Raw genomic sequence first — 24,685 nt, 5'->3', positions numbered from 1 at the left:
ATGGGGGCAGGACGACGCGTCACCGCACACGCCGTCCTCCGCCTGCCTGATCTTGTTCGCGCGCCTGACGGACCGGCGACGGCCGTAACCCTCGCCGAACCTACGCCCGAGACCATCCGCCCGTGTGAACTGACGGAAAAGGTTCTCGCCTATGATCCGCGCGCCGACAGGGCGTTGCTGGATGACGCCTATGCCCTCGCCATGCAGGCCCATGGGGCGCAGCGGCGGGATAATGGCGACCCCTATATCACCCATCCCATCGCCGTGGCCGATATCCTGGCTGGCTATCGGCTCGATACCGGTAGCATCATCACCGGCCTTCTGCATGACGTGATCGAGGATACGCCGGTCACCCTGGCGCAGATCGAGCAGCGCTTCGGCCCGGATGTCGCCGGCCTCGTCGATGGCGTGACGAAGCTGACCCGGCTGGAATTGCAGTCAGATCGCACCAAGCAGGCGGAGAACTTCCGCAAGCTGGTGCTGGCGCTGAGCAAGGACATTCGGGTCTTGCTGGTGAAGCTCGCGGACCGTTTGCATAACATGCGGACGCTGCATTTCGTGACCGACCAGGGCCGGCGCCAGCGCATCGCACGTGAGACCATGGAGATCTACGCGCCGCTTGCGGGACGCATCGGCATGGATGCGATCAAGGGCGAGCTGCAAAGCCTATCTTTCGCGCAGCTCGAACCCGAAGCCTTCGACACCATCCAGGCGCGGTTGAACTTTCTCCGTGGCCAGGGCGCGGATATTATCGAGGAAGTCCGGCAGGAGCTGATGCGCGTCTGCCGCGCCGCCGGCGTGAGCGAGATTGAAGTGCTGGGCCGCGAGAAATCTCCCTATTCCATCTGGGAGAAGATGCAGCATCGCAACGTGGCCTATGAACAACTCTCGGACATCATGGCCTTCCGGGTCCTCGTGCCCACGCGCGACGATTGCTACATGGCCCTCGGCGCGGTGCATTCGTCCTTTCCCGTCATTGCCGGGCGCTTCAAGGACTATATCTCGACGCCGAAAGCCAACGGCTATCAAAGCATCCATACCGGCGTCACCTTGCGCGAGCCGCGCAACCAGAAGATCGAAGTCCAGATCCGCACCTTTGCCATGCATGACGTGGCTGAGAACGGTGTCGCTGCGCATTGGCTGTATAAGGATCACGACGCGACGGTCGCGGCCGATCTGCAACGCTTCCGCTGGGTGCAGGATCTTCTCGAAATTCTTGAGAACAGCCAAGCGGCGGATGAGTTCCTAGAAAACACCAAGCTCGAACTTTATCATGACCAGGTCTTCTGCTTCACGCCGAAGGGCGAGCTGATCCAGCTTCCGCGCGGCGCCACCTCGGTCGATTTCGCCTATGCCGTGCATAGCCAGGTCGGTGACACCTGTGTCGGTGCCAAGATCAACGGCCGGCTGATGCCGCTGCGCTACGAATTGCAAAACGGCGATCAGGTCGAGATCATGACGGCGCGGGGCGGCACGCCGTCCCCGCAATGGGAGCGGTTCGTCGTCACCGGCAAGGCGCGGGCGCGCATTCGCCGCTTCGTGGCGCAGCAGCAGCGCACCATCAACCGCGAGCAGGGCAGGGCGGTGCTGGCGAAGGCCTTCCGCCAGGAAGGGCTGGATGGGTCCGAGCGGGCGCTGGACCCCGCCCTCAAGACGCTGAAATGTCTTACCATCGATGACCTTTATGTCGCGGTCGCGAGCGGCCATATCGGCCCCAAGGATGTGGTGCATGCGGCCTATCCCGAAATGCGGGAGACGGCGCGTGCCCCGCGCATGCTGCCCGGCATGGGCCTGCCCGCACGCCCGGCAGGCGGCAGGGTCAGCACCAAATTCGACGGCGGGCCGACCGGCGCACCCATTCGTGGCATCATCTCGGGCATGGTGGTGAGCTATGCCGGCTGCTGCCATCCGCTGCCGGGCGACCCCATCGTCGGCATCGTCGCGACCGGTCGTGGCGTCACCATCCACACGCGGGACTGCGCGCAGTTGCAGAGCTTTGCGGCGACGCCCGAGCGGTTCCTCGATGTCGAGTGGGATGAGACGCTGTCGCCACAGGCGCGCGGCGGCCAGGCTTATGCCGGGCGCGTCAGCCTGATCGCGTCCAATGAACGGGACTTGCTGCCCAATATCTCCAATGCCGTGACCAAGCATGACGGCTCGGTGCTGAACCTGCGCGTGGTCAGCAGGCAGCAGGATTTCTGTGAAATCCTGCTGGATGTGGAGGTGCGCGACCTGCGCCACCTCTCCACCGTCATCGCCGGTCTGCGGGCGACGGGCGGCATCACGCAGGTGGAGCGGGCCAAGGGCTGATGATCATCGGGATTGGCTCGGACCTCTGCGACATCCGCCGGGTCGAGGCCGCAATCGCGCGCTTCGGCGATCGGTTTTTGCAGCGTGTCTTTACCGAGGCCGAGCGGGCGAAGGCGATGCGCCGCACCGAGAAACTACGCGCGGGCACCTTCGCGAAGCGTTTCGCGGCCAAGGAAGCCTGCGCCAAGGCGCTGGGCACCGGCTTCAACGCGGGCGTGTTCATGTCAGATTTGGGCGTGGTGAACCAGCGATCCGGCGCGCCGGGCTTTATGCTCACCGGTGGCGCCGCCGCGCGCCTCGCGGCGCTGACGCCACCGGGCATGACGGCGCAGGTGGCGCTGACGATGACGGACGAATATCCCTATGCCTTCGCCCAGGTGATCATTTCGGCCGTCCCGCTGTAGGCTTCGGTCAGTTGGTGGATGACGCTTCGCTCATCCACCCTACGACGTCGCCGCCGTTGTCCTGTAGAGCAGATGAGCGAAGCGTTATCCGCCGTACGGGGATGCTCTCACCCCGCCAACGCGACGTCCATCTCGGCGTTGACCTGGTTCCGGCCGGCGTCCTTCGCGGCATACAAGGCGCGGTCCGCGCGGCGGATGATGTCCTCAAGCGAGGTGCCGGGCGGCACCGTGCCGACGCCGATGCTCACCGTCACGATCGCCGCCGACAGGCTGGCGGCATGCTCGATCCGCAGCGCGAGCACCGCCGCCAGGATACGATGGGCAATGGCGGTGGCGTCCGCGATCCCCGTCGCAGGCAGGATCACCGCGAATTCCTCGCCGCCATAGCGGGTCGCGACGTCATCGGTACGGCGCAGGGCGCGGCCGATCGCCTGGCCGACCTGGTGCAGGCACACGTCCCCCGCGAGGTGGCCGTACTGGTCGTTGTAGCGCTTGAAATGATCGATATCGATCAGCAGCAGGCTCGTCGATAGGCGGCGCTGCGCGGCATTCCGCAAGGTGAGATCAAGCTGCGTGTTGAAATGGCGGCGATTGAAAAGGCCGGTAATGACGTCCATCATTGCCTGCTCGGCGAGTTGCGTATTCAGCCTGATGACGCGGGCATGGAGTGCAGTGATTTCGCGCAAGTAGACCGCGAGGACGGAAAACGCGGTGACCGTGGTTGCCGCCCGTGCGACGTACCAGCCGAGCGAGAACCGCGCCCCGGCGCGCAGTGTCAGCACGGCATCGATCAAGGAGGCGAGCACGGCGATGGTGAGGCCGAGGTCGAGTACCGATCCGCGCCGCGTCCCGAGCAGCACTGCCACCAGGGCCGCGACGTTGATCAGGGGTACCAGGATACCGGGCACCGAATGCGTCAGGTTGAGGTAGTGACCGTTGGTGATCAGGTTCGGCAGCCAGGTCTGGAATTGCGTCACCAGAACAGTCAGCGCGACCACCAGGCACAACACGCAGCCCGTCATGATTAAAGACGGCGCGGTGGAGGCGGACGCGGCGGGCGCCTTCCACCAGGCTTCGATCACAGCCGATATCAGAACGAGGAGCGGAAATCCGCCGTGCCAACAGACCCAGAGCCACACGGCGCTCTGCGGTCCTGCTCCGAAAAACCCTGTGACCGACCAGACACCAGGAAAGACCAACATTTGCGCAATCGCGATGGTGCCCGAAAAGAGATACGCCCCGCCGATCCAGATCAGGCCGCGCCGCCCTGAGAGGGGCGCATGGGAAAACAGCAAAGAGGCGGTGATGAGATCGGTCACGATCACCGCGCTTGAATAGGCCGGCAAGAAGGCGGGCAGATGCGGCAGTGGCAAGCCCGCATGGGTAAAGGCCAGCAGCCCCAACAGGCATAGCGCGACGGCGACGACGCCGAAGATGCGGCGATGCCTCCGTCCAGCCAATGCGCCACCAAAACCATCTCGCATATCTGCTCCTAACCCGACGGCCGGAGACTCGGCAAACGCTGACCCGCGTGGCGGAGGCGGCTGACGCGACGGCAAGGTGAATTGGCGGCCCCGCTGGATCGCGTATAAGGGTTTCCCGCCTGTGATCGCCTGCCGCAAGCCGGAGGAGAGACGCTTTGAGCTGCACGACCCTGGGTCACCTCGCGATCGTTCCGCGTCCAAGGCCCGAAGAATGTGCCGATCCGCTCTGGGCCAGGCTTCGCCAGGAGGCGGAGGACGCCTATGCCGAAGCGCCCGCCCTCGCGACGCTGTTCTTCGATTCCATCATCAACCAGCCGTCCTTCGAGGCCGCCGTCTGCCACCGCGTCGCCTCCCGCCTCAAGAACGATGTCGTGTCCCTGCCGCTCATTGTGCAGGCCTTCCATCGCGCGCTGTCGCATGATGCCACCATCGGCATCGCCCTCAGGGCCGACATCAATGCGGTCTATGAGCGGGATCCGGCCTGCGAGCGCTTCATTGAGCCCTTTCTGTATTTCAAGGGCTTCCATGCCATCCAGGCGCAGCGTGTGACCCATTGGCTCTGGACCAGTGGAGAGCGGGACTTCGCGCTGTATCTGCAAAGCCGCTCGTCCGAGGTCTTCCAGACCGATATCCATCCAGCCGCCCGCTTCGGCAAGGGCATCTTCCTCGACCATGCGACGGGCCTGGTGGTGGGCGAGACGGCGGTGATCGAGGATGACGTGTCACTGCTCCAGGACGTGACGCTGGGCGGCACCGGCAAGGAGGCTGGCGACCGTCACCCCAAGGTGCGGCGCGGTGCGATGATCGGCGCAGGCGCCAAGGTGCTCGGGAATATCGAAGTGGGTGAGAATGCCCGCATCGCCGCCGGATCGGTCGTCTTGCGCTCCGTGCCCGCCAATGCGGTGGTCGCGGGCGTGCCGGCCAAGCTGGTGCGCAAGATCGCTCTTGAAGGCACCGGTGAGACGCCGGACGAGATTTTAGCCTCGCTCGCCTATGAGTCCTTCGACTGGACTATCTGACACGACTGCCAAGAAGCCCCGAGAGTTCAGGACAAGAACAATGAAAATCGCGAATGACGTGACCGCCCTCGTGGGCAATACCCCGCTGGTCGCTATCAGACGGCTGGCGCCGGGCGCCCCCGGCCGGATCGTCGCCAAGCTTGAATATTTCAATCCGGGCCATAGCGTGAAGGACCGGATCGGCGTCTCGATGATCGATGCCGCCGAAAAGGCCGGGCTGATCGGGCCTGATTCGGTCATCGTAGAGCCGACCAGCGGCAATACCGGCATCGCGCTGGCCATGGTCTGCGCCGCGCGCGGCTATCGCTGCATCCTGACGATGCCGGAGACGATGAGTAAGGAGCGTCGCATTCTGCTGCGCGCCTATGGGGCAGAACTGATCCTGACGCCGGGCAGCGAAGGCATGGGTGGCGCCATCGCGCGCGCCGAGCAGATCGCGGCCTCGGGCCCCCACTACTATATGCCGCAGCAGTTCAAGAATGCGGCGAACCCCGAAATCCATCGCCGCACGACGGCTGAGGAGATCTGGAACGATACCGATGGGCAGATCGATGTCCTGGTCGCCGGCATCGGCACCGGCGGCACGATCACCGGCGTCGGCGAAGTTTTGAAGGCCCGCAAGCCGGGCATGCAGGTCGTCGCGGTCGAGCCTGATGCATCACCGGTGCTGTCCGGCGGCACCAAGGGGCCGCATCCCTTGCAGGGCATCGGCGCGGGCTTTGTGCCCGCCATTCTGGACACCGACGTGTATGACGAGGTCATGCGCGTCAAGAACCAGGACGCTTTCGACACGGCGCGCCGGGTCACGCGGGAGGAAGGGCTGCTGGTGGGCATTTCCTCCGGCGCTGCGCTTTGGGCGGCCGTTCAGGTCGCGAACCGGCCGGAGAGCGCGGGCAAGCTGATCGTGACGATCATCGCATCCTACGGTGAGCGCTATCTCAGCACGCCGCTTTACGCCGATCTCGTGGATTGATTGATGGTGGATTGCGCTACGCTTATCCACCCTACGACGTCACGTAGGGCGGATGAGCGTAGCGCTATCCGCCAATTCCGCGAAGATTAGTTCCGATAGTCGGGCTGTTCGCGGTCCATCTTGCGCCGCATCGCCTGCCAGACGAGCCAACCCTTGTTCAGCGAGGGCTCCATCTGCGCCATGGTGCGCTGCTGCACCGCTTCCGACGGAAGGCTCAGCGGCGCGCCGGTGGATTGCGCCGCGACCTGAATGCGGCAGGCCTGCTCCATATAATACATCCAGTAGAAGGCCTCGGCCACCGTATGGCCGATGGTCAGCAAGCCGTGGTTGCGCAGAATCATGCAATGCTTGCTGTCGCCGAAATCCCGTAGCAGCCGCTCGCGCTCACTCAGGTTGTCGTCATCCGCGACGCCCTCGTATTCATGCAGCGCGACCTGGCCCAGGAACTCCATGCTGATCTGATTGAGCGGCAGCAAGCCGCCCTGCTGGGCCGCGACTGTCATGCCGGCCAAGGTGTGGGTGTGCATGACGCAATGGGCGTCCGCGCGGCCCATATGCAGCGCCGAATGAATGACGAAACCGGCCGGATTGACCGGCCAGGCGGTCGCCTGGGCAGGTTCGCCGAAGGCATCGACCTCGACCAGGGAACTCGCCGTGATTTCCTCGAACAACAGTCCATAGGGATTGACCAGGAAGCGGTTGCCGCCGCCCGGCAGGCGCACCGAAAGATGGGTATAGACCGTGTCCTGCATGCCAAAATGCGCGATCAACCGATAGGCGGCGGCGAGATCCTCGCGCACGTCCTGTTCCGATTGGATGTGGTCGATGCTCGGCGGCGCGGGTGGGACCACGGTATTGACGTCCATGTCAGTCTCCTTCTCAACGGCACTCCCAAGGGGAGCCCTCACACAAAGGCATGACTGCCCCTAGCAATCCGCGCTGACGACCCGAAATCGCGGTTCGACAGCGACATTCTAGCGGAGCCGGGACATGACCTTCAAGGCAACCCTTTCATTGGCATTGGCCGGCGCTTTCGCGCTCGCGCTGGGCGGTTGCGGCATGATGGGGTCCTCCAATGAGGGCCCGGCCTCGGCCGGGTCAGTCGGTGGTTACGGGACGGAGGCGCAGGGTGGCGCCGCCGGCGCCGGAACCCAGGGCGGCCCGAGCGGCGGTGTCGGCACGACCCCAGGCAGCTAGGACCCATCGTGATCTCCCGTATCGGCGGCCGTGCCGTCAATGCCTCAGCCGCGGCCGGCCTCACGGTTCTTGTCAGTCTCTGGTTGAAAGGCGTCGGCGCCCCCAAGACTATCGCGGTGCATGGCGAACCCGCCGACCCCGCGGCCGAAGCGGCGATTGCCGCAGCCGGCGGTCAGGGCCGCGCGGCGCGGTCGCCGACCGACATTCCCAAGCGCGGCTGGTGGCAGATCCTCAAGCGCGTCTACAACGAGATCAATGACGACAACGTCCTCGCCCAGGCGGCGGCGGTCACTTTCTACGGCCTGCTCGCGCTGTTTCCCGCGATGGCGACGCTCGTGTCCCTCTATGGTTTGATCGCCGATCCCAAGACCTTGTCCGACAGCGCGGCGTCGCTTCAGGGCGTGGTGCCCGGCGGTGGGATGGACATCATCACCGGCCAATTGAAGTCTCTTGCGTCGAGCCCGGGTAAGGCGCTGGGCATCGGATTGGTGATCGGCCTCGCGACCTCGCTCTGGAGTGCCAATGCCGGTGTGAAGGCTTTGTTCGACGCCCTCAACATCGTCTACAAGGAAAAGGAGACGCGCAGCTTCGTGCGGCGAACCTTGCTGTCCCTGGCCTTCACGCTCAGCACTATCGTGTTTCTGATCGTGGCGACGGCCGGCGTGGTGGTCTTGCCGGCCGTATTGAATTACGTGGGCCTTGAAGGCATCACGAAACTTCTTCTCAAGCTCGCGCGCTGGCCGGCCTTACTGATCATGCTCGGTTTGTTTCTCAGCCTGCTGTATCGCTACGGCCCTTGCCGCAGGCCGGCACGCTGGCGCTGGGTGACCTGGGGCAGTGCCGTCGCCACCATCGGCTGGCTGATCGCCTCGCTCGCGTTTTCGTACTACGTGCAGAACTTCGGCAATTACAACAAGACCTACGGTACGCTCGGCGCGGTCATCGGCTTCATGACCTGGCTGTGGATTTCCTCAGCGGTGATCCTGATCGGTGCCGAATTGAACTCGGAGATGGAACATCAGACGGCGCGCGACACGACCGAGGGGCCGGACAAGCCGCTTGGCACGCGGGGTGCCACGATGGCGGATCGGGTGGCCTGAGCAGGCGATCACACGTTACGGGGTCGCAGGTTTTGAAGCGACGACCTTCTAATTATCGTCATCCCCGGGTCAAGCGCCCGGGGATGACGATACGAGAGTTGGGTGACGATCAGCTCAACCTCAAACACTCACACCGCGCTGAACCGCTCCAGCGCCGCGAGCAGCGCCACGCGCGTGCCTGGCTCCAAGGCCGAATGCCCGGCATCCGGCACCACCGTCAGCCGCGCCTCCGGCCAGCGGGCCGCGAGTTCAAACGCACTCTGCGGCGGGCATACCATGTCGTAACGGCCCTGCACGATCTCGGCCGGAATATGCCCGATGCGATCCATGGAATGCAGCAGGCCCTCGGGCGGCAGATACAGCTTGTGCTCAAAATAATGCGCCTCGATCCGGGCGAGGCCGAGGGCTGCACGGTCCCGCGCGAAAGTCGTGACCGTGTCGGGATGCGGCAGCAATGTGCTGCATGATCCCTCGAACACTGACCATGCGCGTGCCGCCGGACCATGCACGCGCGGATCCGGGTCGTTCAGCCGCGCACGATAGGCGCGGAGAATGTCACCGCGCTCGGCCGCCGGCAGAAAGCCGATGAACTGGTCATGCGCATCGGGAAATACCGCGCGCACACCGTGCAGGAACCAATCCACTTCGGTATCGCGGCCCAGGAAGATGCCGCGCAACACGCAGGCGCGCACCCGCTCGGGATGCGCCTGCGCATAGGCGATGGCGAGGGTCGAGCCCCAGGAACCGCCGAACAGCACCCATTGCTCGATACCAAGCTGCGAGCGCAGGGCTTCGATATCCTCGATCAGAAAAGACGTTGTGTTATCATCCAATCCACCGAGCGGACGCGACCGTCCGGCACCGCGTTGATCGAACAATACGGCGCGCCAAACCTGCGGATCGAAGAAGCGGCGATGCACGGCGCCTGCGCCCGCGCCGGGGCCGCCGTGCAGGAACAGCACCGGCAGGCCGCGCGGATTGCCCGCCTGTTCCCAATACATTGAATGGCCAGCCGAGCGCGCCAGATAGCCCGAGCCGTAGGGGGCGATGTCGGGGTGTAGATCGCGCCGCGACACAACGGTCTCCTTTTGGGTTTCCTTCGGCATCGCAGCGCCCCCGTCTAGGTGAGGGCTGTTGCAGCGAGGGCGGCCGCCACGGCGTCACAGACCTGATCGACCTGCGCCGCCGTGAGGTCGGGGTGGATCGGCAAGGCCATGATGCGCGTTGCCACTGCCTCGGAAACCGGCAGACGGCTGCCGTCATGATGCGGGGCATAGGCCGGCTGGTGATGCAGCGGCTTGGGATAATAGACGGCGGTGGAGACGCCGGCTGCCTGACATGCGGCCTGCACCCGCGCGCGGGCCGCCTCGGTCGGCAATAGCACGGCATAGACCGCCCAGGCGGAGGTGCTGTGCGGCACCCGCACCGGCGTTTGCAACAGGTTGCCGAGGCGGCTGTCGTAATGGCGGGCGACGCGATCCCGCGCCGCCAACTCCTCATCGAACACCGTGAGCTTGGCGAGCAGAACGGCCGCCTGCAGCGTGTCCAGCCGGCCATTGATGCCGATGCGCTGGACGTCGTAGCGCATCTTGCCCTCGCCATGGGTGCGCAGGCTGCGATAGAGCGCGGCGCGCTCGGCGGATTGGGTGAATAGCGCGCCACCGTCGCCATAAGCGCCAAGCGCTTTGGACGGGAAGAAGCTGATCGCTGTGGAATGCGCCTGGCTCCCCAGAGGCCGACCCTGGAGCGAGGCGCCGAAGGCCTGGGCGCAGTCATCGATGGTGACCAAGCCGTGGCGATCCGCGACGTTATTGATCGCATCCCAATCGGCAGGCTGGCCGAACAGGTCGACGCCGATCACGGCACGCGGGCGCAGTTTGCCGGCGGCCAGGACGGCCGCGACCTTCGCGTCGAGATCCACGACGTCCATCTGGAAGGTGTCGGGATCGATATCGACGAAAACGGGCGTGGCGCGCAGCAGCAGCGGCACTTCGGCCGTCGCGGTATAGGTGAAGGCGGGCAGGAACACCGCATCCCCCGGGCCGATATCCTCGGCCATCATGGCGATGAGCAAGGCGTCCGTGCCGGAACTGACCGAGACGCAATGGGCGGCGCCGGCGCGCCGCGCGAGTTCCGTTTCCAATTCCAGAACCTCTGGCCCCAGCACGAACTGGCAATGGCCGAGTACGGTGTCGATCCGCCGGCGCATCTCCGTGCCGATACGCGCCTGTTGCGCACGAAGATCGAGGAAAGGAACCGTGGCTGCGGCCACGGTGGCGGGCGGGGAGGCGGTTTTCGTCAGGCTCATGTCAGCCTTTCTATGGCCTGGGCGCGACTTTAGGAAGTTTCCTCACCCATACCTGCCACACGCAGGATGGTCGCGCGCACGTCGTCGGGCAGGGGGGTGGAGCGGCGGGTTTGCGTATCCATCAGCACCAGAACCTCCCGCCCACGGGCGACGCAGAGGTCGCCCAGGAACAGCCCCTGCACCATCGTGATGGAGCTACGGCCGAGGCCCGTGACCGCGATGCCAATATCCAGCGTCGCGGGCCAATACACCTCTAACAGATAATCGATTTCCACCCGCGCCAGCACGACGGAGGTGGCGCTATGGCCGACCGGCAAGCCGCAGGCGCGCACCAGCGTGGTCCGGCCGGTTTCGAGGAAGGCGGCATAGGCGACGTTATTGACATGGCCCATGGCGTCGGTGTCGGAGTAGCGCACCGTCTCCTGCCCCCAGACGCGGTAGGCAGCGCGTAATGCCAGATCCGTATCAGACATTCGCGCCGACCAACCCGCGCGCGAATTCAGCGGCGATGAAGGGGCGCAGGTCGCCGGCCTGTTCGCCCACACCCACGGCATGCACGGGCAGGCCGAATTCCTCGGCCAGGGCCACGACCACACCGCCACGCGCCGAACCATCGAGCTTGGTGACGATCAGCCCATCGACATTGACGAGATCCTGGAAGACTTCGACCTGATTGAGGGCGTTTTGGCCGGTTGTCGCATCCAGCACCAACAGCACTGAATGGGGCGCCGTGGGGTCGAGCTTGCGGATGACGCGAATGATCTTCGCCAATTCGTCCATCAGGGCGGTCTTGTTATGCAGCCGCCCGGCGGTATCGATCAGCAGCAGGTCGATCCCCTCCCGTTTCGCGCGTTCCAGCGCCGTGAAGGCGAGGCCGGCGGCATCCGTCTCGGGCTTGCCGGAGACCACGGGCGCGCCGGTGCGCTCCCCCCAGATCTGCAACTGCTCCACAGCGGCGGCGCGGAAGGTGTCGCCCGCCACCAGCATCGGGCGAAATCCCTGCTCGCGGTAGAATTGCGCGAATTTGCCGATCGTCGTGGTCTTGCCAGTGCCATTCACGCCGACCACCAGCACGACATGCGGGGCATGGCCGCGATCGATCACCAGCGGCTTCGCCACGGGGTCGAGGATGGTGGTGATCTCGGTCGCCAGCGCCGTCTTGATCTCCTCATCCGTCACATCGTCCCCAAAGCGGGTGCGGCGGAAGGCGGCGATGACGCGCTTGGCGGCGGCGGGGCCGAGATCGGCGCCGATCAGCAACTCCTCCAACTCGTCGAGCGCGGCGTCATCCAGCTTGCGCTTGGTGAAGACGGCGGTGATGCCGGAACTGAGCTTTTGGGTGGAGCGTGACAGCCCCTCTTTCAGCCGGGAGAAGAAACCGGACAGCGCCATCAGGCGGCGATCAGGCCGAGGGCGTCTGCGCCCGTCACGGTCGCCGTCACGATCGCGCCGGGCACCGCCGCATGCGCCAGACGCACGGGGCGGAAATGCTCGCAATGGCCGCGCGTCTCGGTCTCGGCCAACACATGCACGGTCTGGCCGAGGCGCGTCTCGTCGAAACGCGCGGCGGCGCGGGTGCCGGCAGCGCGCAGGCGTCCGGCCCGTTCCTTCCGCAGGGCCTTGGGCACGGAGGGCATCCGTGCCGCCGGCGTGCCGGCGCGTTCGGAATAGGGGAAGACATGCAGCATGGTCAGATCCGCGTCCTCGACCAGCGCCAGGGTTTCGGCGAAAGCCTCCTCCGTCTCGGTCGGGAAGCCCGCGATGAGATCGGCGCCGAAGGCGATGCCCGGCCGCAGATCGCGGGCGCGGCGGGCCACGGCGATCACATCGGCGCGCAGGTGGCGGCGCTTCATGCGCTTGAGAATGAGGTCCGAGCCTGCTTGGATCGACAGATGCAGATGCGGCATCAGCCGCGGCTCTTCGGCGATCAGTGCCCAGAGATCCGCGTCGATTTCGCAGGGGTCTAGGGAGGATAGGCGCAGGCGCGCAAGCTCCGGCAGCAGGGCCAGCAGGCGCCGTACCATCTGGCCGAGGGGCGGCTGGCCCGGCAGGTCGCTGCCATAGCTGGTGATATCGACGCCGGTCAGCACGATTTCGCGGTAACCGGAGCCGATCAGGGAGCGGCACTGCGCCAGGATGGCGCCCATCGGCACGCTGCGGCTGGGGCCGCGCCCGAAGGGAATGACGCAGAAGGTGCAGCGGTGGTCGCAGCCCTGCTGCACCTGCACGAAGGCCCGCGCGCGGCCGGCGAATTCCGTGACCAGATGCGCGGCCGTCTCGGTTGCGGTCATGATATCCGACACTGCCGAAGGGGCGCCCGCGACCCAATGGGCGGCATCCAGCTTTTCGACATTGCCGAGCACGCGGGCAACGCCGGGCAGCGCGCCCCAGGCGGCGGGATCGATCTGCGCGGCGCAGCCGGTGACGACGATGGTGGCGTCCGGCTGTTCGCGCCCGATGCGGCGGATGGTCTGGCGCGCCTGCCGCTCGGCCTCGGCCGTGACGGCGCAGGTATTGACGATGACGGTTTTGGTCAGCCCCGCCGTCTGGGCATGGCCACGCATGACCTCACCCTCATAGGTGTTCAGCCGGCAGCCGAAGCTCAGAACCTCGACCGTCACGCGGCGCGGCTGACACGGCTGGCGACTGCGCCGAGATCGATGGTCCCCCGGAAGCTGGTCGCGACTGGGCCGGTCATGAGCACATGCCCGTCGTCGCGCCATAAGATGTCGAGTTCGCCGCCGTCGAGGATGAGGCGCGCCTGGCGGCCGGTGAGGCCGCGCCGCGCCGCGTTCACCAGGGTTGCGCAGGCGCCGGAGCCGCAGGCGAGCGTGAGTCCGGCACCGCGCTCGAACACGCGCAGGCGAATGCGGCCGGGCGCCAGGATCTGCGCGAAGCCGATATTGGCGCCGTGTGGGAACAACGCGTCGGCCTGAAAGCGGGGCCCGCGTGTCGTGATGTCGAGACCGTCGAGGCTATCCACGAAGAAGGTCGCATGCGGATTGCCCATGGAGCAGGCGGCGGGATCGCCCTCCAGCGGCAGGTGCAGCGTATCCATAGCATGGGCCAGCGGCACTTCGGCCCAATCAAGCCGGGCCGCGCCGAGATCGACCGTGACGCGGCCGTCGGCGAGCAGGGTCGAGGGCAGGTCGCCAGCGATGGTACGGATGGTGAGGCTTTGGGTACCGCGCTCACGCCCGACCAGGCTGGCGACGCAGCGGGTGGCATTGCCGCAGGTGCCGGATTCAGACCCGTCGGGGTTGTGGATGCGCATGAAGACATCCGCACCCGGCCCGGCTGGTTCCAAGCTGATGAGCTGGTCGCACCCGATGCCCAGCCGCCGGTCGGCGAGGTGGCGAATGCGGTCCACAGTCAGGTCGAGCGGGATCGCGCGCCCGTCCAGCACGACGAAATCGTTCCCAGCGCCATGCATCTTGATGAAGGCAATCTCCATGCGGGCGGTTATAGGTGCCTGCGGACGCGGCCGAAAGAGCGATTGCCGTGAGCCTCCAATGCCTTGAGGGGAAATCTTATGCTGCGACGGAATTGGATGGCGGGTTTCCTGGGCGGCTTCGTGCTGCTGGCCGGGCTGGGTGCGCCGCTGGTGGCGCAGGCGCGGAACGGTTCGCCCCTCGGGTTGTGGCGGACGATCGACGACAAGACCAACAAGCCCCGCGCCTTGGTGCGCATCACCGAGCGGAACGGCATGCTGTATGGCACGGTCACGGCGGTGCTCGACCCGATTTACGCCGACAAGCATTGCGTCGATTGCGCCGGGGACCGCGCGGGCAAGCCGGTGGTGGGGTTGGAGATCATCCGCGACCTCAAGCCGGATGGGGCGCGTTGGGACGGCGGCACCATCCTCAACCCCGAGGATGGCTCGGTCTATCATTGCCGCATCCATGTCGGGCCGGATGGCGAGACGCTGATCGTGCGCGGCTTCATTGGCATTGCGATGATGGGCCGGTCGCAGATGTGGCAGCGGATGCCGGAGTAAGAGCGACGACGCAGCGTATTCCGCCATCCTGGCACGACGCCTGTCACGGACTATCGCCCATGTGACGACCTATCGCTCGACGACACCCTTCGGTCCACGATAGCGTTTGGGTTTGTCGGTGTACTGAAGGTCCTCGGGGTCGGCAAATTCGATGCCCGTGCAGCGGCCACGCACGACACGTTCGGCAACCGCGTCCGTCACCAGTGTGAATGTGGAATTTTCATCGATGCGAAAGACCTCCGTCCGCGCCTCCAATCCTTCCAACAGCGCGAAGCGGTTTGGAAAGCCCTGATCTGCGCTGCGTTCACCGGTGATAGGATTGACGAATTCTTCGACGTCGCAATCTGATCGATAGATATCCACCGCCGGTTGCCGGGCAATGACGCGCATGCAGGTGTAGTTCTTGGCACGCGCCTCGTCTCCTCCCGCGAAGAAGTTGATCGGCACGAACTGAACGACATGCTCCGGCTGATCCAGCAGGAGCCGCAGTTTTTCGGAACAGAATTGGTAGCCGGCTTGCGTGAAGAAATCGGGCGCGAAGCGCTTCTCCGGCAATATCAGTGTCAGCTTCGGAAAGCGGGGCGGCAGAGGAATATCGTCACTGCTCAGGATCTTCGACTTTTCTGCCAGGCGGATTTCCGCGAATCCCACAGTGCTCGAGTTTTGCAGGCCGAGGGTCGAGTCGCGCATGAGCGAGCGCAGATATTTCAGCCCACTTCGACCGACTTGCTTGAGAAGCCAAAATCGCGGCGCTGGGTTGCCCGGCTGGGCGGCATCGACGTCAGGCATCGGCAAGGGACTCGCCATTGTCATTCTCCGTCAACGTGTCGAATTTCAGCTCTATCGCTCGACGACACCCTTCGGTCCACGATAGCGTTTGGGCTTGTCGGTGTACTGAAGGTCCTCGGGGTCGGCAAATTCGATGCCCGTGCAGCGACCGCGCACGACACGTTCGGCAACCGCGTCCGTTACCAGTATGCGAGTTGAGCTTTCGTCGATGCGAAAGACCTCCGTCCGCGCCTCCAATCCTTCCAACAGCGCGAAGCGGTTTGGAAAGCGGGGATTTGCGCTACGTTCACCGGTGATCGGGTTGATGAATTCCGCGACGTCGCAATCGGATCGATAGATATCCACCGCCGGTTGATTGGCGATGACGCGCATGCAGGTGTAGTTCTTGGCACGCGCCTCATCTCCTCCCGCGAAGAAGTTGATCGGCACGAACTGAACGACATGCTCCGGCTGATCCAGCAGGTTCCGCAGTTTTTCGGAACAGAATTGGTAGTCGGCTTGCGTGAAGAAATCGGGCGCGAAGCGTTTTTCCGGCAATATCAGTGTCAGCTTCGGAAAGCGGGGTGGCAGAGGAATATCGTCACTGCTCAGGATCTTCGACTTTTCTGCCAGGCGGATTTCCGCGGATTCCACAGTGCTCGAGTTTTGCAGGCCGAGGGTCGAGTCGCGCATGAGCGAGCGCAGATATTTCAGCCCACTTCGACCCGTTTCCTCTAGAAGCCAAAATCGCGGTATCGGGTTGTCCGTCTGGGCGACATTGACGTCAGGCATCGGCAAGAGGCGCGCCATGGTCATTCTCCGTCAACGTGTCGACTTTCATCCCTATCGCTCGACCACACCTTTCGGTCCACGATAGCGTTTGGGCTTGTCGGTGTACTGAAGGTCCTCGGGGTCGGCGAATTCGATGCCCGTGCAGCGGCCACGCACGACACGTTCGGCAACCGCGTCCGTTACCAGTATGCGAGTTGAGCTTTCATCGATGCGAAAGACCTCCGTCCGCGCCTCCAATCCTTCCAACAGCGCGAAGCGGTTTGGAAAGCGGGGATTTGCGCTACGTTCACCGGTGATCGGGTTGATGAATTCCGCGACGTCGCAATCGGATCGATAGATATCCACCGCCGGTTGATTGGCGATGACGCGCATGCAGGTGTAGTTCTTGGCACGCGCCTCGTCTCCTCCCGCGTAGAAATCGATCGGCACGAACTGAACGACATGCTCCGGCTGATCCAGCAGGAGCCGCAGTTTTTCGGAACAGAATTGGTAGTCGGCTTGCGTGAAGAAATCGGGCGCGAAGCGTTTTTCCGGCAATATCAGTGTCAGCTTCGGAAAGCGGGGCGGCAGAGGAATATCGTCACTGCTCAGGATCTTCGACTTTTCTGCCAGGCGGATTTCCGCGAATCCCACAGTGCTCGAGTTTTGCAGGCCGAGGGTCGAGTCGCGCATGAGCGAGCGCAGATATTTCAGCCCACTTCGACCGACTTGCTTGAGAAGCCAAAATCGCGGCGCTGGGTTGCCCGGCTGGGCGACATCGACGTCAGGCATCGGCAAGGGACGCGCCATCGTCATTCTCCGTCAACGTGTCGACTTTCCCGACCTTAGCGCGAAGATCTTTAAGAAGGTTATCGATCATCGGCTTCAGGGCACGTTGGTAGGGCACCGTGCCGGGTTTCAGATTTCGCCTCCGAAGCTCTCGCATTATTTTCTGGATGCTAACCCTCGTCGTCTCGATCAGGTCAGGATGACCGTGGCCATGCCACGGGCTATGGATGCCGGCCGCCTTCAGTTTTTGCTGTGCCGCGTACGAGCGCGCCACCGCTACGATGTTGGACGGCGAATCCATGCGAAAGCCGGCGGCCAGCAGATCCGCGGTGAGCTGAGCCTCGTCGTGCATGATGGCGGCGCTCAGCAGGTGATGCGCGTCCCACTCATGTTTACTCAAGATCTGAGTCACCCCCGGACTGACCGTCTGGGCGATGACCCGCGCCCGCTTCGAATATGTCTTCGCGCCTGGCGGAAGGCCCTTGTTGCGGTTCTTGTAGAAGACCGTGGGCTTCTGCACCTCGATCGCGCGGCCGGGCAGGACTGGGTGTCGCGGCGGGGCGGGGGTAAAGCCGGGCACAGGCGGTGCGGGTTTCGGCGGGATGAACCCACCTTCGCCAGGCTTGGTCTTGGCGCCTATCGGCGGCACCAGACCGGGGAGGGTCGGCGTCGGCGGTGGTGGCACCAAGCCGCCATGCAGCCCGTGCGGGTCGTTTTCCTTGAGCGCCTCTTTCAGTCGTGCGTCCTCATCGGGGTCCAGGGGCGTCGGCCAGACCGCTTTCGCCAGGAGCGCGAGCGCGGCAGCCCAGGCGACCAACGGGACGATCGGTGCGGCGATACCCGCGAGGGCCGCTGCCGAAAGGGCAGGCGTGGCCTCGCCGACGGGCGCGGTCGTTCCACCGATGCCTGTGACGGTGGTCTTGTGTGAGGCCGTAGGGGCGTGTGCAATCGCGGGGCCGCCGCCTTGGCCCGCTTCATCAACGCGACCGCCGGGGGCGCGGGGAAACAACGCGTCCATCCGGCGGAATGCAGCGATGGCGTCGGAGGCATTGGCCAGTCGGTAGGCTTGGACCGGATCGATGGTGCGACGGTCGTTCGGCGGCCGCAGCAGCTCCCGCCGACCGGGTGCCAATCCGCTCGCCAGGGTAGGTGAGCCCCGCGGCAGCGGTGGCGGCGCCATCGATCTGGACGATGCCGTCGAGGCATGCACCGCTGCTTCCGGTCTCGTCGCCCCATCGGTCCCGGGCGCCGTCGCCTGGGGCGCTGCTGTCGGGGCCGGCGTCGTGGATTGCACGCGGCGCGGCACGAAGGTCGCGGGAAACTTCACCCAGCCGGGGTGGGCGGCCATCCATTCCAAGGGCCGCGGCGCACCACGGGGGATGAAGACGAAGGGAACGCGGAGTTCGTCGGCGACATAGTCGGAGTCATACACGCGGTCTTTAGAATGCTCGTCTGACACTGGCCACGCCTCCAGTCGGACGCGTCATATACCATAAACGTTTCTAAAATGCAATGAAATGGTTGCGCACCCGGGTAGGCCGGCGGGCCTACCCGGGTGCATCAACTGCGCGGTTGACGATAGGAGAGCTGGGTGATGATCAACGCAACTTCAAACACTCCCACCGAGCTGGGTCGCTCCGGCGGGACACGGGTGCTCGGCTCCCACGCGCTATCGCAGATCAGCGCGCGGATCGAGACCGAGACCGCGGGTGCGGTCAACCGACATTCCAGTCGCCATCGGCGATGCGACGGCCGCTCGCGCGCGGCTTGGCTGGGCGCCAAAGATGGCTTGGGAGCAGACCTTGACCGATGTCCTGGCCGATTGGCGCGGACGTGCGAGTGCCGACTGACGTCACATCAGAAGGCGGATGCCGACAATCGTCAGGATCGCCGCCAGACACAGGCGCAGAGCGCGGTCCGGCATCCGAACGGACAGCAGGCTGCCCAGGATGACGCCGGGAATGGACCCGACCAGCAACGACCCGACGAGACCGAAATCGACGTCACCCAGCCACCAGTGGCCGGCACCCGCGATCAGGGTTAGCGGCACTGCATGGACGATATCGGAAGCGATGAGCCGCGACGCCGGCAACCGCGGATAGAGCACGAACAGCGCTGTCACCCCGATCGCGCCTGCACCGATGGAGGTGAGGGTGACGAGGATGCCGACGATGACGCCGGTCAGGATCGTCAAGGCCATCGTGCGTCTCGGCCTGGGCTCGCCCATGAACCGCGCGCCCAGGCGCACCACCTGAGATTGAAAAATCAGCAGCAGCGCGGTGACGAGAAGCACGATCGCGAGGACGGAGGTGATGAGTGCCCCAGTATGACCGTTCTTCCAATGCGTGCTTGCCGCGAACAGGATCGTCAGGATGGTCGCCGGCACACTGCCCGTCGCCAGAAGGCCCGTGACACGCCAATCCACACTGCCGCGAAAGCCATGGATGCCGGCGGCGAACACCTTTGTCGTCGCGGCATAGAGAAGATCGCTGCCCACGGCGCGTGCCGGATGAACCGCGAACAGAAGGATCAGAAGCGGTGTCATGAGCGAACCGGCTCCGACGCCCGTCAGTCCCACAAGAAGGCCCACTATCAAGCCGGAGAAGGCGAAGGCGAGATGCGTCATAGGCCACTCATCGGTTAGGGAGGGATCTTGATGCCGCGCCAACCGGCGAGGGCAGTGGAGTTGATCGATCACCAAATGACTCACGTGGAACAGTTCGGCACAAAAGACAGCGCCCAGTCCGACGGACGTCACCGCCATACCCGCGTGACACATCCTGCTTGACGGATCGGGCGGCTGCGGCCACCAGACGTCCCGCGTGCCAATCATCCAAGGTTTCCGAAATGCTGTCCAGCAGAGCAAAATACGCTCTTCGCGCGATCCTCGCCCTTGCCGAAGAAGCGCCCTCTGGCCGCTGGATGAGCGCTCAGACCATCGCCGAAAAGTCCGTCATTCCGCGCAAGTTCCTGGAAGCGATCCTGGTGCAGTTGCGCGATCATGGCCTGATCCAAAGCCGCCGCGGCCCGGTCGGCGGTCACAAGCTGGATCACGGAGCTGGAAACAATCCGGTCTAGTGACTGCACGATGACCCACTCGACGGTCGAAGCGGAGATTCTGGCCGGTGAGGTGCCGGATGCACCGGTGACCGTCTGGCCTCTCATGGTCGATCTCGTTGGCACAAAAGTCTCGTTCAAGCAGCGCCGCGACATCTGTTTTCTGGGTAGATATCGACATCCGCCAAATGTCGATGCGGTCTTCTATTTCGTGCGTGAGGTTCTGCCGCTGATCTGGGCCGTTCGGCCGGAGATCAGGTTCATCATCGCCAGTGCCAACCCTACTCTCGATCTTCAGGATCTCGCCAGTGACCGCATTATCATTACCGGTATGATCTAGAACCTCGACGACGTCTTCGATGCAACGCGGGTCTTTGTCTGTCAATTGCGGGTCGGCGCAGGCGCCAAGGGCAAGGTCATGTCGGCCCTATCCCATGGCCTGCCGATCGTCTCGACAGGCATCGGCATCGAGGGCGCAGGATTGACCGAGGGCGTGCACGTCCTGGTTGCCGACACACCCTCTTGCACATCACTTTAGTTTATCTAAAGATACCTTATGCCTGATCTCAAGCGCCTCTTCCGTGCAAGTGGTAAACGCCAGCGAGATATCGCCGAGGCCGTCGGCCGCAGCGAAGGCGCGATCAGCCAATGGGTCACCGGTGAGCGTGAGATACCCGCCGACCTTGTGCTCAAGGTCGAGGCGTTCACGGGCATTCCCCGTGCCTATCTGAGGCCTGACCTATGGGAGACGAGAATGCCGAATGCGATCGAGGGCGCCTTTCATATTTCGGCGGATCTGACCCATCTGCAGAGGCTTGAGGCGGACAGCATTCATATCATGCGCGAAGTCGCCGCCGAGGCCGAGAAGCCCGTCATGCTGTATTCCGTCGGCAAGGACAGCGCGGTGATGCTGCATCTCGCCGCCAAGGCTTTCGCCCCGGGCATTCCGCCTTTTCCATTGCTGCACGTGAATACCACGTGGAAATTCCGCGAGATGATCTCGTTTCGCGATCGGCGCGTGGCGGAACTCGGCTTTGAGCTCATCGAGTGGATCAATCAGGACGGCGTGGCGCGGGGCATCAATCCTTTCGATCACGGCGGTGCTTATACCGACATCATGAAGACGGAAGCCTTGAAGGCAGCTCTGGACTACCACGGCTTCGACGTGGCCTTCGGCGGCGCGCGCCGGGATGAGGAAAAGAGCCGCGCCAAAGAGCGCATCTTCTCCTTCCGCTCCGCCGAACACCGCTGGGACCCAAAGCGGCAGCGCCCGGAACTCTGGAACCTTTATAATACGCGCAAGAATAAGGGTGAGAGCATCCGCATCTTTCCTCTGTCGAATTGGACCGAACTCGATATCTGGCAATATATCTACAAAGAAAGCATCCCCATCGTGCCGCTGTATTTCGCGGCGCCACGCCCGGTCGTCATGCATAACGGCATGATGATCATGGTTGATGACGACCGTATGCGGGTGCCCGCCGGCCAGGCGCCCGAACTCAAGACGATCCGCTTTCGCACCCTCGGGTGCTATCCGCTGACCGGCGCGGTCGAGAGCGGCGCCACGACGCTGCCCGAGATCATCCAGGAAATGCTGCTGACCACGACCAGTGAGCGGCAGGGCCGCGCGATCGACCATGACGCCGCCGCCAGCATGGAAAAGAAGAAGCAGGAGGGGTATTTCTGATGGCTCATGTCAGTGACCTGATCGCCACGGATATCGGCGCCTATCTCAAGCAGCATGAGAGCAAGAGCCTGCTCCGCTTCATCACCTGCGGATCGGTCGATGACGGCAAATCGACGCTGATCGGCCGCCTGCTCTATGACAGCAAGATGATCTTCGAAGATCAGCTCGCGACGCTGGAAGCCGATTCCAAGAAGATGGGCACGCAAGGGCAGGGCCTGGATTTCGCCCTCCTCGTGGATGGGTTGGCGGCCGAACGCGAGCAGGGCATCACCATCGACGTCGCCTATCGCTTCTTCTCGACCGAGAAACGCAAGTTCATCGTGGCCGATACGCCGGGCCACGAACAATATACCCGCAATATGATCACCGGCGCCTCGACCGCCGATCTCGCCGTCATCCTGATCGATGCGCGCCGCGGCGTGCTGACCCAGACGCGGCGGCATTCCTACCTCGTCTCCCTCATCGGCATCCGCACTGTGGTGCTTGCCATCAACAAGATGGACCTCGTTAACTACAGCCGTGAGGTCTACGACCGCATCCTCAGCGACTACACCGACTTCGCGCGCGGCTTGAATATCGAGCATGTCGAGCCGATCCCGATTTCCGCCCTGGCGGGTGACAATATCACCGAGGCGAGCGGCAATATGCCCTGGTACAGGGGGCCGAATCTGATGTCCTATCTTGAGACGGTGAAGATCGCGACCCGTCCCGCCGGCGCGCCCTTCCGCATGCCTGTGCAATGGGTCAATCGGCCCAACCAGGATTTCCGTGGCTTCTCCGGCTTCATCGCCTCCGGCATGGTCAAGCCCGGCGATCTCATCAAGGTCATGCCCTCCGGCAAGCAGAGCCGGGTCGCGCGCGTGATTCTCGATGGTGACCTCACGCACGCGGTCGCCGGCCAATCCGTAACCGTGACGCTCGCCGATGAGATCGACTGCAGCCGCGGCGATGTCCTCGCCAGTGCGGAGGATGCGACCGAGGTCTCCGACCAGTTCGAGACCACCATCGTCTGGATGAACGAGACGGCCATGCAGCCGGGGCGAAGCTATCTTCTCAAGCTCGGCGCCAAGACGGTCACGGCTTCGATCACCACGCTGAAGCATAAGATCAACGTCAATACGCTGGAGCAAGTCGCCAGTCGGCAGCTCGCCATGAACGAAATCGGTCTCTGCAACATCAGCCTCAGCCAGCCCATCGCCTTCGATGCCTATACAACCAGCCGTGATATCGGCGGCTTCATCCTGATCGACCGCTTCTCCAATGAAACCGTCGCTGCCGGGATGATCCATTTCGCACTCCGCCGGGCGCAGAACATCCATTGGCAGGCGGTCGATATCGACCGCGCTGCGCGCGCCACGCAGAAGACGCAGCGCGCTTGCGTGCTGTGGTTCACGGGCCTTTCCGGCGCCGGTAAATCGACCATCGCCAATCTCGTCGAACTGCGGCTTTTTGCCCTCGGCAAGCACAGCTACATGCTGGACGGCGACAATGTGCGTCATGGCCTGAACCGTGACCTCGGCTTTACGGATACCGACCGGGTGGAAAATATCCGCAGGGTGGGTGAGGTGGCGCGCCTGATGACGGAAGCAGGGCTGATTGTGCTGGTCTCGTTCATCTCACCCTTCCGGTCGGAGCGGCAGATGGCCCGTGATCTGATGCCTGTTGGCGAGTTCCTGGAGGTCTTTATCGATGCGCCATTGGCGGTCGCGGAAACGCGCGATCCCAAAGGCCTCTACAAGAAGGCCCGTCGCGGCGAGATCCAGAACTTTACCGGCATCTCCAGCCCTTATGAAGCGCCCGAGAACGCGGAGGTGCATATCGATACCACAAGCGTGACGCCGGACGAGGCTGCCGATCTGATCCTGGCAGCGCTTGACGCACACGGCCTGCTTCGCAGTGATGCGGCATGAGCGCCGCCCTCGACCTTCCCGCATTGCTGGCGGTGGCGCGGCCGCTTGCGGAGGCGGCGGGCCGGGCGATCCTGCTGCATTACGGAACGGCGGAGGCGGTCGCCAAGGCTGACGGCAGCCCTGTGACGGCGGCGGACCAAGCAGCGGAAGACATCATCCTGCCCGCCCTGAAGCGCCTGACACCCGCCATACCCGTGGTCTCTGAGGAGGAAGCGTCAAAGGGCCTGTCCCCGAGGTGCCCGGCGGTCGATTTTGGCTGGTCGATCCCCTCGACGGTACGAAGGAATTCATCAGCGGCAATGGCGAATTCACCGTCAATATCGCTTTGATCGACCAGGGTGTACCGGTGCTGGGTGTGGTCGTGGCGCCGGCTTTGGGTGAGACCTATGTCGGGTGCGGTCCCGGCACCGCCGCGTGGTCTGGCCTGGACGGTGATGTTGCTATCGCAACGCGGCCGGTGCCCGATGACGGTGCAACGGTCGTGGGTTCGCGCTCCCACGGTGACGCGGCGGCCATGGCGCTCTATTTGCGCGATCGCAAAGTGGCGGCTTTCCGCGCCGCCGGCAGCTCGTTGAAACTCTGCCTGATCGCGCAGGGCGAGGCCGATCTCTATCCACGACTGGGCACCACGATGGAGTGGGACATCGCCGCCGGTCACGCCGTGTTGCGCGCGGCGGGTGGCCGGGTCGAGACCCTGGAAGGTGCCGATATCCGCTACGGCAAGCGGGATTATCGCAATCCGCATTTCGTGGCCTCGGGGGCGTAAGACGCACGCCTGCACGAGGTGCGCACCTACATCCTTTCCGCCACCATTGAGCCCGAGCAGTTTTTCGAGCGCAGTGGCGCCTCGGTCGTCACCTGCCTGAGGCACATTCCGGGCAGCACGCGTCCCGTCAATCTCCCGCCTCCGC

26 protein-coding genes are annotated in these 24,685 nt (G+C 64.2%); 13 read left to right on the top strand and 13 right to left on the bottom strand.

Annotated elements, in window-relative coordinates:
* Both QP803_RS13350 and acpS read left to right on the top strand, forming a co-directional pair.
* Positions 1-2,310 (top strand): RelA/SpoT family protein, encoded by a 2,310-nt coding sequence (locus tag QP803_RS13350; protein WP_284943959.1) that lies wholly within the window; start codon positions 1-3, stop codon positions 2,308-2,310.
* A complete protein-coding gene (gene acpS / locus QP803_RS13345) occupies positions 2,310-2,714 on the top strand; it encodes a holo-ACP synthase (protein WP_284943958.1) in 405 nt (134 codons plus the stop codon). The genes QP803_RS13350 and acpS overlap by 1 nt, the downstream gene beginning before the upstream one ends.
* A gap of 107 nt (positions 2,715-2,821) precedes the next feature.
* Here the strand turns inward: acpS and QP803_RS13340 are convergent, their stop codons facing one another.
* Positions 2,822-4,198 (bottom strand): GGDEF domain-containing protein, encoded by a 1,377-nt coding sequence (locus QP803_RS13340; protein ID WP_284943957.1) that lies wholly within the window; start codon positions 4,196-4,198, stop codon positions 2,822-2,824.
* 155 nt (positions 4,199-4,353) lie between these two features.
* On the opposite strand from QP803_RS13340, the gene cysE reads away from it, so the two are divergent.
* Positions 4,354-5,217, top strand: coding sequence for a serine O-acetyltransferase (gene cysE / locus QP803_RS13335; RefSeq protein WP_434082849.1), 864 nt, complete (start codon positions 4,354-4,356; stop codon positions 5,215-5,217).
* A gap of 40 nt (positions 5,218-5,257) precedes the next feature.
* A complete protein-coding gene (gene cysK / locus QP803_RS13330) occupies positions 5,258-6,190 on the top strand; it encodes a cysteine synthase A (protein ID WP_284943956.1) in 933 nt (310 codons plus the stop codon).
* A gap of 86 nt (positions 6,191-6,276) precedes the next feature.
* Here the strand turns inward: cysK and QP803_RS13325 are convergent, their stop codons facing one another.
* Positions 6,277-7,056 carry a class II aldolase/adducin family protein gene (locus QP803_RS13325; RefSeq protein WP_284943955.1) on the bottom strand — a complete coding sequence of 260 codons (780 nt, stop codon included), beginning with the start codon at positions 7,054-7,056 and terminating at the stop codon, positions 6,277-6,279.
* 124 nt (positions 7,057-7,180) lie between these two features.
* Here QP803_RS13325 and QP803_RS13320 point away from each other — a divergent pair, with 124 nt between their 5' ends.
* Both QP803_RS13320 and QP803_RS13315 read left to right on the top strand, forming a co-directional pair.
* Complete coding sequence (locus tag QP803_RS13320) at positions 7,181-7,387, top strand: hypothetical protein (protein WP_284943954.1); 207 nt, start codon at positions 7,181-7,183, stop codon at positions 7,385-7,387.
* An 8-nt stretch (positions 7,388-7,395) separates the two neighbouring features.
* Positions 7,396-8,487: a YihY/virulence factor BrkB family protein gene (locus tag QP803_RS13315; RefSeq protein ID WP_284943953.1), complete on the top strand. Its 1,092-nt coding sequence runs from the start codon at positions 7,396-7,398 to the stop codon at positions 8,485-8,487.
* A gap of 128 nt (positions 8,488-8,615) precedes the next feature.
* Here QP803_RS13315 and pip read toward each other — a convergent pair whose 3' ends face one another.
* From pip to dapF, 6 genes are read right to left on the bottom strand one after another with little or no spacing between them, the layout of a single operon-like run.
* Positions 8,616-9,563: a prolyl aminopeptidase gene (gene pip, locus QP803_RS13310; RefSeq protein WP_284943952.1), complete on the bottom strand. Its 948-nt coding sequence runs from the start codon at positions 9,561-9,563 to the stop codon at positions 8,616-8,618.
* Between the two features lie 44 nt (positions 9,564-9,607).
* Positions 9,608-10,795: a DegT/DnrJ/EryC1/StrS family aminotransferase gene (locus QP803_RS13305; protein WP_284943951.1), complete on the bottom strand. Its 1,188-nt coding sequence runs from the start codon at positions 10,793-10,795 to the stop codon at positions 9,608-9,610.
* 29 nt (positions 10,796-10,824) lie between these two features.
* Positions 10,825-11,268, bottom strand: a complete 444-nt coding sequence (locus QP803_RS13300; protein WP_284943950.1) for an acyl-CoA thioesterase — start codon at positions 11,266-11,268, stop codon at positions 10,825-10,827.
* The gene (gene ftsY, locus QP803_RS13295; RefSeq protein ID WP_284943949.1) at positions 11,261-12,187 is read right to left on the bottom strand and encodes a signal recognition particle-docking protein FtsY; all 927 of its coding nucleotides are present in this window, start codon (positions 12,185-12,187) and stop codon (positions 11,261-11,263) included. Before ftsY ends, QP803_RS13300 begins: the two co-directional genes overlap by 8 nt.
* On the bottom strand, positions 12,187-13,416 hold the full coding sequence (mtaB, locus tag QP803_RS13290) for a tRNA (N(6)-L-threonylcarbamoyladenosine(37)-C(2))-methylthiotransferase MtaB (protein ID WP_284943948.1): 1,230 nt from the start codon (positions 13,414-13,416) through the stop codon (positions 12,187-12,189). Before mtaB ends, ftsY begins: the two co-directional genes overlap by 1 nt.
* Entirely contained in the window at positions 13,413-14,249 is an 837-nt protein-coding gene (dapF, locus tag QP803_RS13285; protein ID WP_284943947.1) for a diaminopimelate epimerase, read from the bottom strand. The genes mtaB and dapF overlap by 4 nt, the downstream gene beginning before the upstream one ends.
* Before the next feature lie 78 nt (positions 14,250-14,327).
* On the opposite strand from dapF, the gene QP803_RS13280 reads away from it, so the two are divergent.
* Positions 14,328-14,792: a DUF2147 domain-containing protein gene (locus QP803_RS13280; RefSeq protein ID WP_284943946.1), complete on the top strand. Its 465-nt coding sequence runs from the start codon at positions 14,328-14,330 to the stop codon at positions 14,790-14,792.
* Between the two features lie 69 nt (positions 14,793-14,861).
* Here the strand turns inward: QP803_RS13280 and QP803_RS13275 are convergent, their stop codons facing one another.
* The 5 genes from QP803_RS13275 to QP803_RS13255 all read right to left on the bottom strand — a co-directional run bounded on the left by QP803_RS13275 (position 14,862) and on the right by QP803_RS13255 (position 19,746).
* Positions 14,862-15,599: an imm11 family protein gene (locus tag QP803_RS13275; RefSeq protein WP_284943945.1), complete on the bottom strand. Its 738-nt coding sequence runs from the start codon at positions 15,597-15,599 to the stop codon at positions 14,862-14,864.
* Between the two features lie 33 nt (positions 15,600-15,632).
* Positions 15,633-16,370 (bottom strand): imm11 family protein, encoded by a 738-nt coding sequence (locus QP803_RS13270; protein ID WP_284943944.1) that lies wholly within the window; start codon positions 16,368-16,370, stop codon positions 15,633-15,635.
* A gap of 33 nt (positions 16,371-16,403) precedes the next feature.
* A complete protein-coding gene (locus QP803_RS13265) occupies positions 16,404-17,141 on the bottom strand; it encodes an imm11 family protein (RefSeq protein WP_284943943.1) in 738 nt (245 codons plus the stop codon).
* A complete protein-coding gene (locus QP803_RS13260; RefSeq protein WP_284943942.1) occupies positions 17,116-18,579 on the bottom strand; it encodes an AHH domain-containing protein in 1,464 nt (487 codons plus the stop codon). Before QP803_RS13260 ends, QP803_RS13265 begins: the two co-directional genes overlap by 26 nt.
* Before the next feature lie 393 nt (positions 18,580-18,972).
* Positions 18,973-19,746, bottom strand: a complete 774-nt coding sequence (locus QP803_RS13255) for a sulfite exporter TauE/SafE family protein (RefSeq protein WP_284943941.1) — start codon at positions 19,744-19,746, stop codon at positions 18,973-18,975.
* A gap of 221 nt (positions 19,747-19,967) precedes the next feature.
* Between QP803_RS13255 and QP803_RS13250 the strand changes: the two genes are divergently transcribed.
* The 6 genes from QP803_RS13250 (at position 19,968) to QP803_RS13225 (ending at position 24,540) form a co-directional block, all read left to right on the top strand.
* Positions 19,968-20,198, top strand: a complete 231-nt coding sequence (locus QP803_RS13250) for an RrF2 family transcriptional regulator (RefSeq protein ID WP_284943940.1) — start codon at positions 19,968-19,970, stop codon at positions 20,196-20,198.
* Positions 20,199-20,208: 10 nt separating this feature from the next.
* Positions 20,209-20,517 (top strand): glycosyltransferase family 4 protein, encoded by a 309-nt coding sequence (locus QP803_RS13245; protein ID WP_284943939.1) that lies wholly within the window; start codon positions 20,209-20,211, stop codon positions 20,515-20,517.
* A gap of 216 nt (positions 20,518-20,733) precedes the next feature.
* Entirely contained in the window at positions 20,734-21,864 is a 1,131-nt protein-coding gene (cysD, locus tag QP803_RS13235) for a sulfate adenylyltransferase subunit CysD (RefSeq protein ID WP_434082847.1), read from the top strand.
* The gene (gene cysN / locus QP803_RS13230; RefSeq protein WP_284943938.1) at positions 21,864-23,774 is read left to right on the top strand and encodes a sulfate adenylyltransferase subunit CysN; all 1,911 of its coding nucleotides are present in this window, start codon (positions 21,864-21,866) and stop codon (positions 23,772-23,774) included. The genes cysD and cysN overlap by 1 nt, the downstream gene beginning before the upstream one ends.
* The gene (locus tag QP803_RS24045; protein ID WP_350356028.1) at positions 23,771-24,103 is read left to right on the top strand and encodes an inositol monophosphatase family protein; all 333 of its coding nucleotides are present in this window, start codon (positions 23,771-23,773) and stop codon (positions 24,101-24,103) included. The genes cysN and QP803_RS24045 overlap by 4 nt, the downstream gene beginning before the upstream one ends.
* A complete protein-coding gene (locus QP803_RS13225; RefSeq protein WP_350356027.1) occupies positions 24,010-24,540 on the top strand; it encodes a 3'(2'),5'-bisphosphate nucleotidase CysQ family protein in 531 nt (176 codons plus the stop codon). Before QP803_RS24045 ends, QP803_RS13225 begins: the two co-directional genes overlap by 94 nt.
* Positions 24,541-24,685 lie beyond the last annotated feature (145 nt).

It is taken from the genome of Acidisoma sp. PAMC 29798 (genome assembly GCF_030252425.1).
GTDB lineage: Bacteria > Pseudomonadota > Alphaproteobacteria > Acetobacterales > Acetobacteraceae > Acidisoma > Acidisoma cladoniae.
Note: the sequence above shows the minus strand (reverse complement) of the source record. Positions and strands in the feature narration are given on the sequence as shown.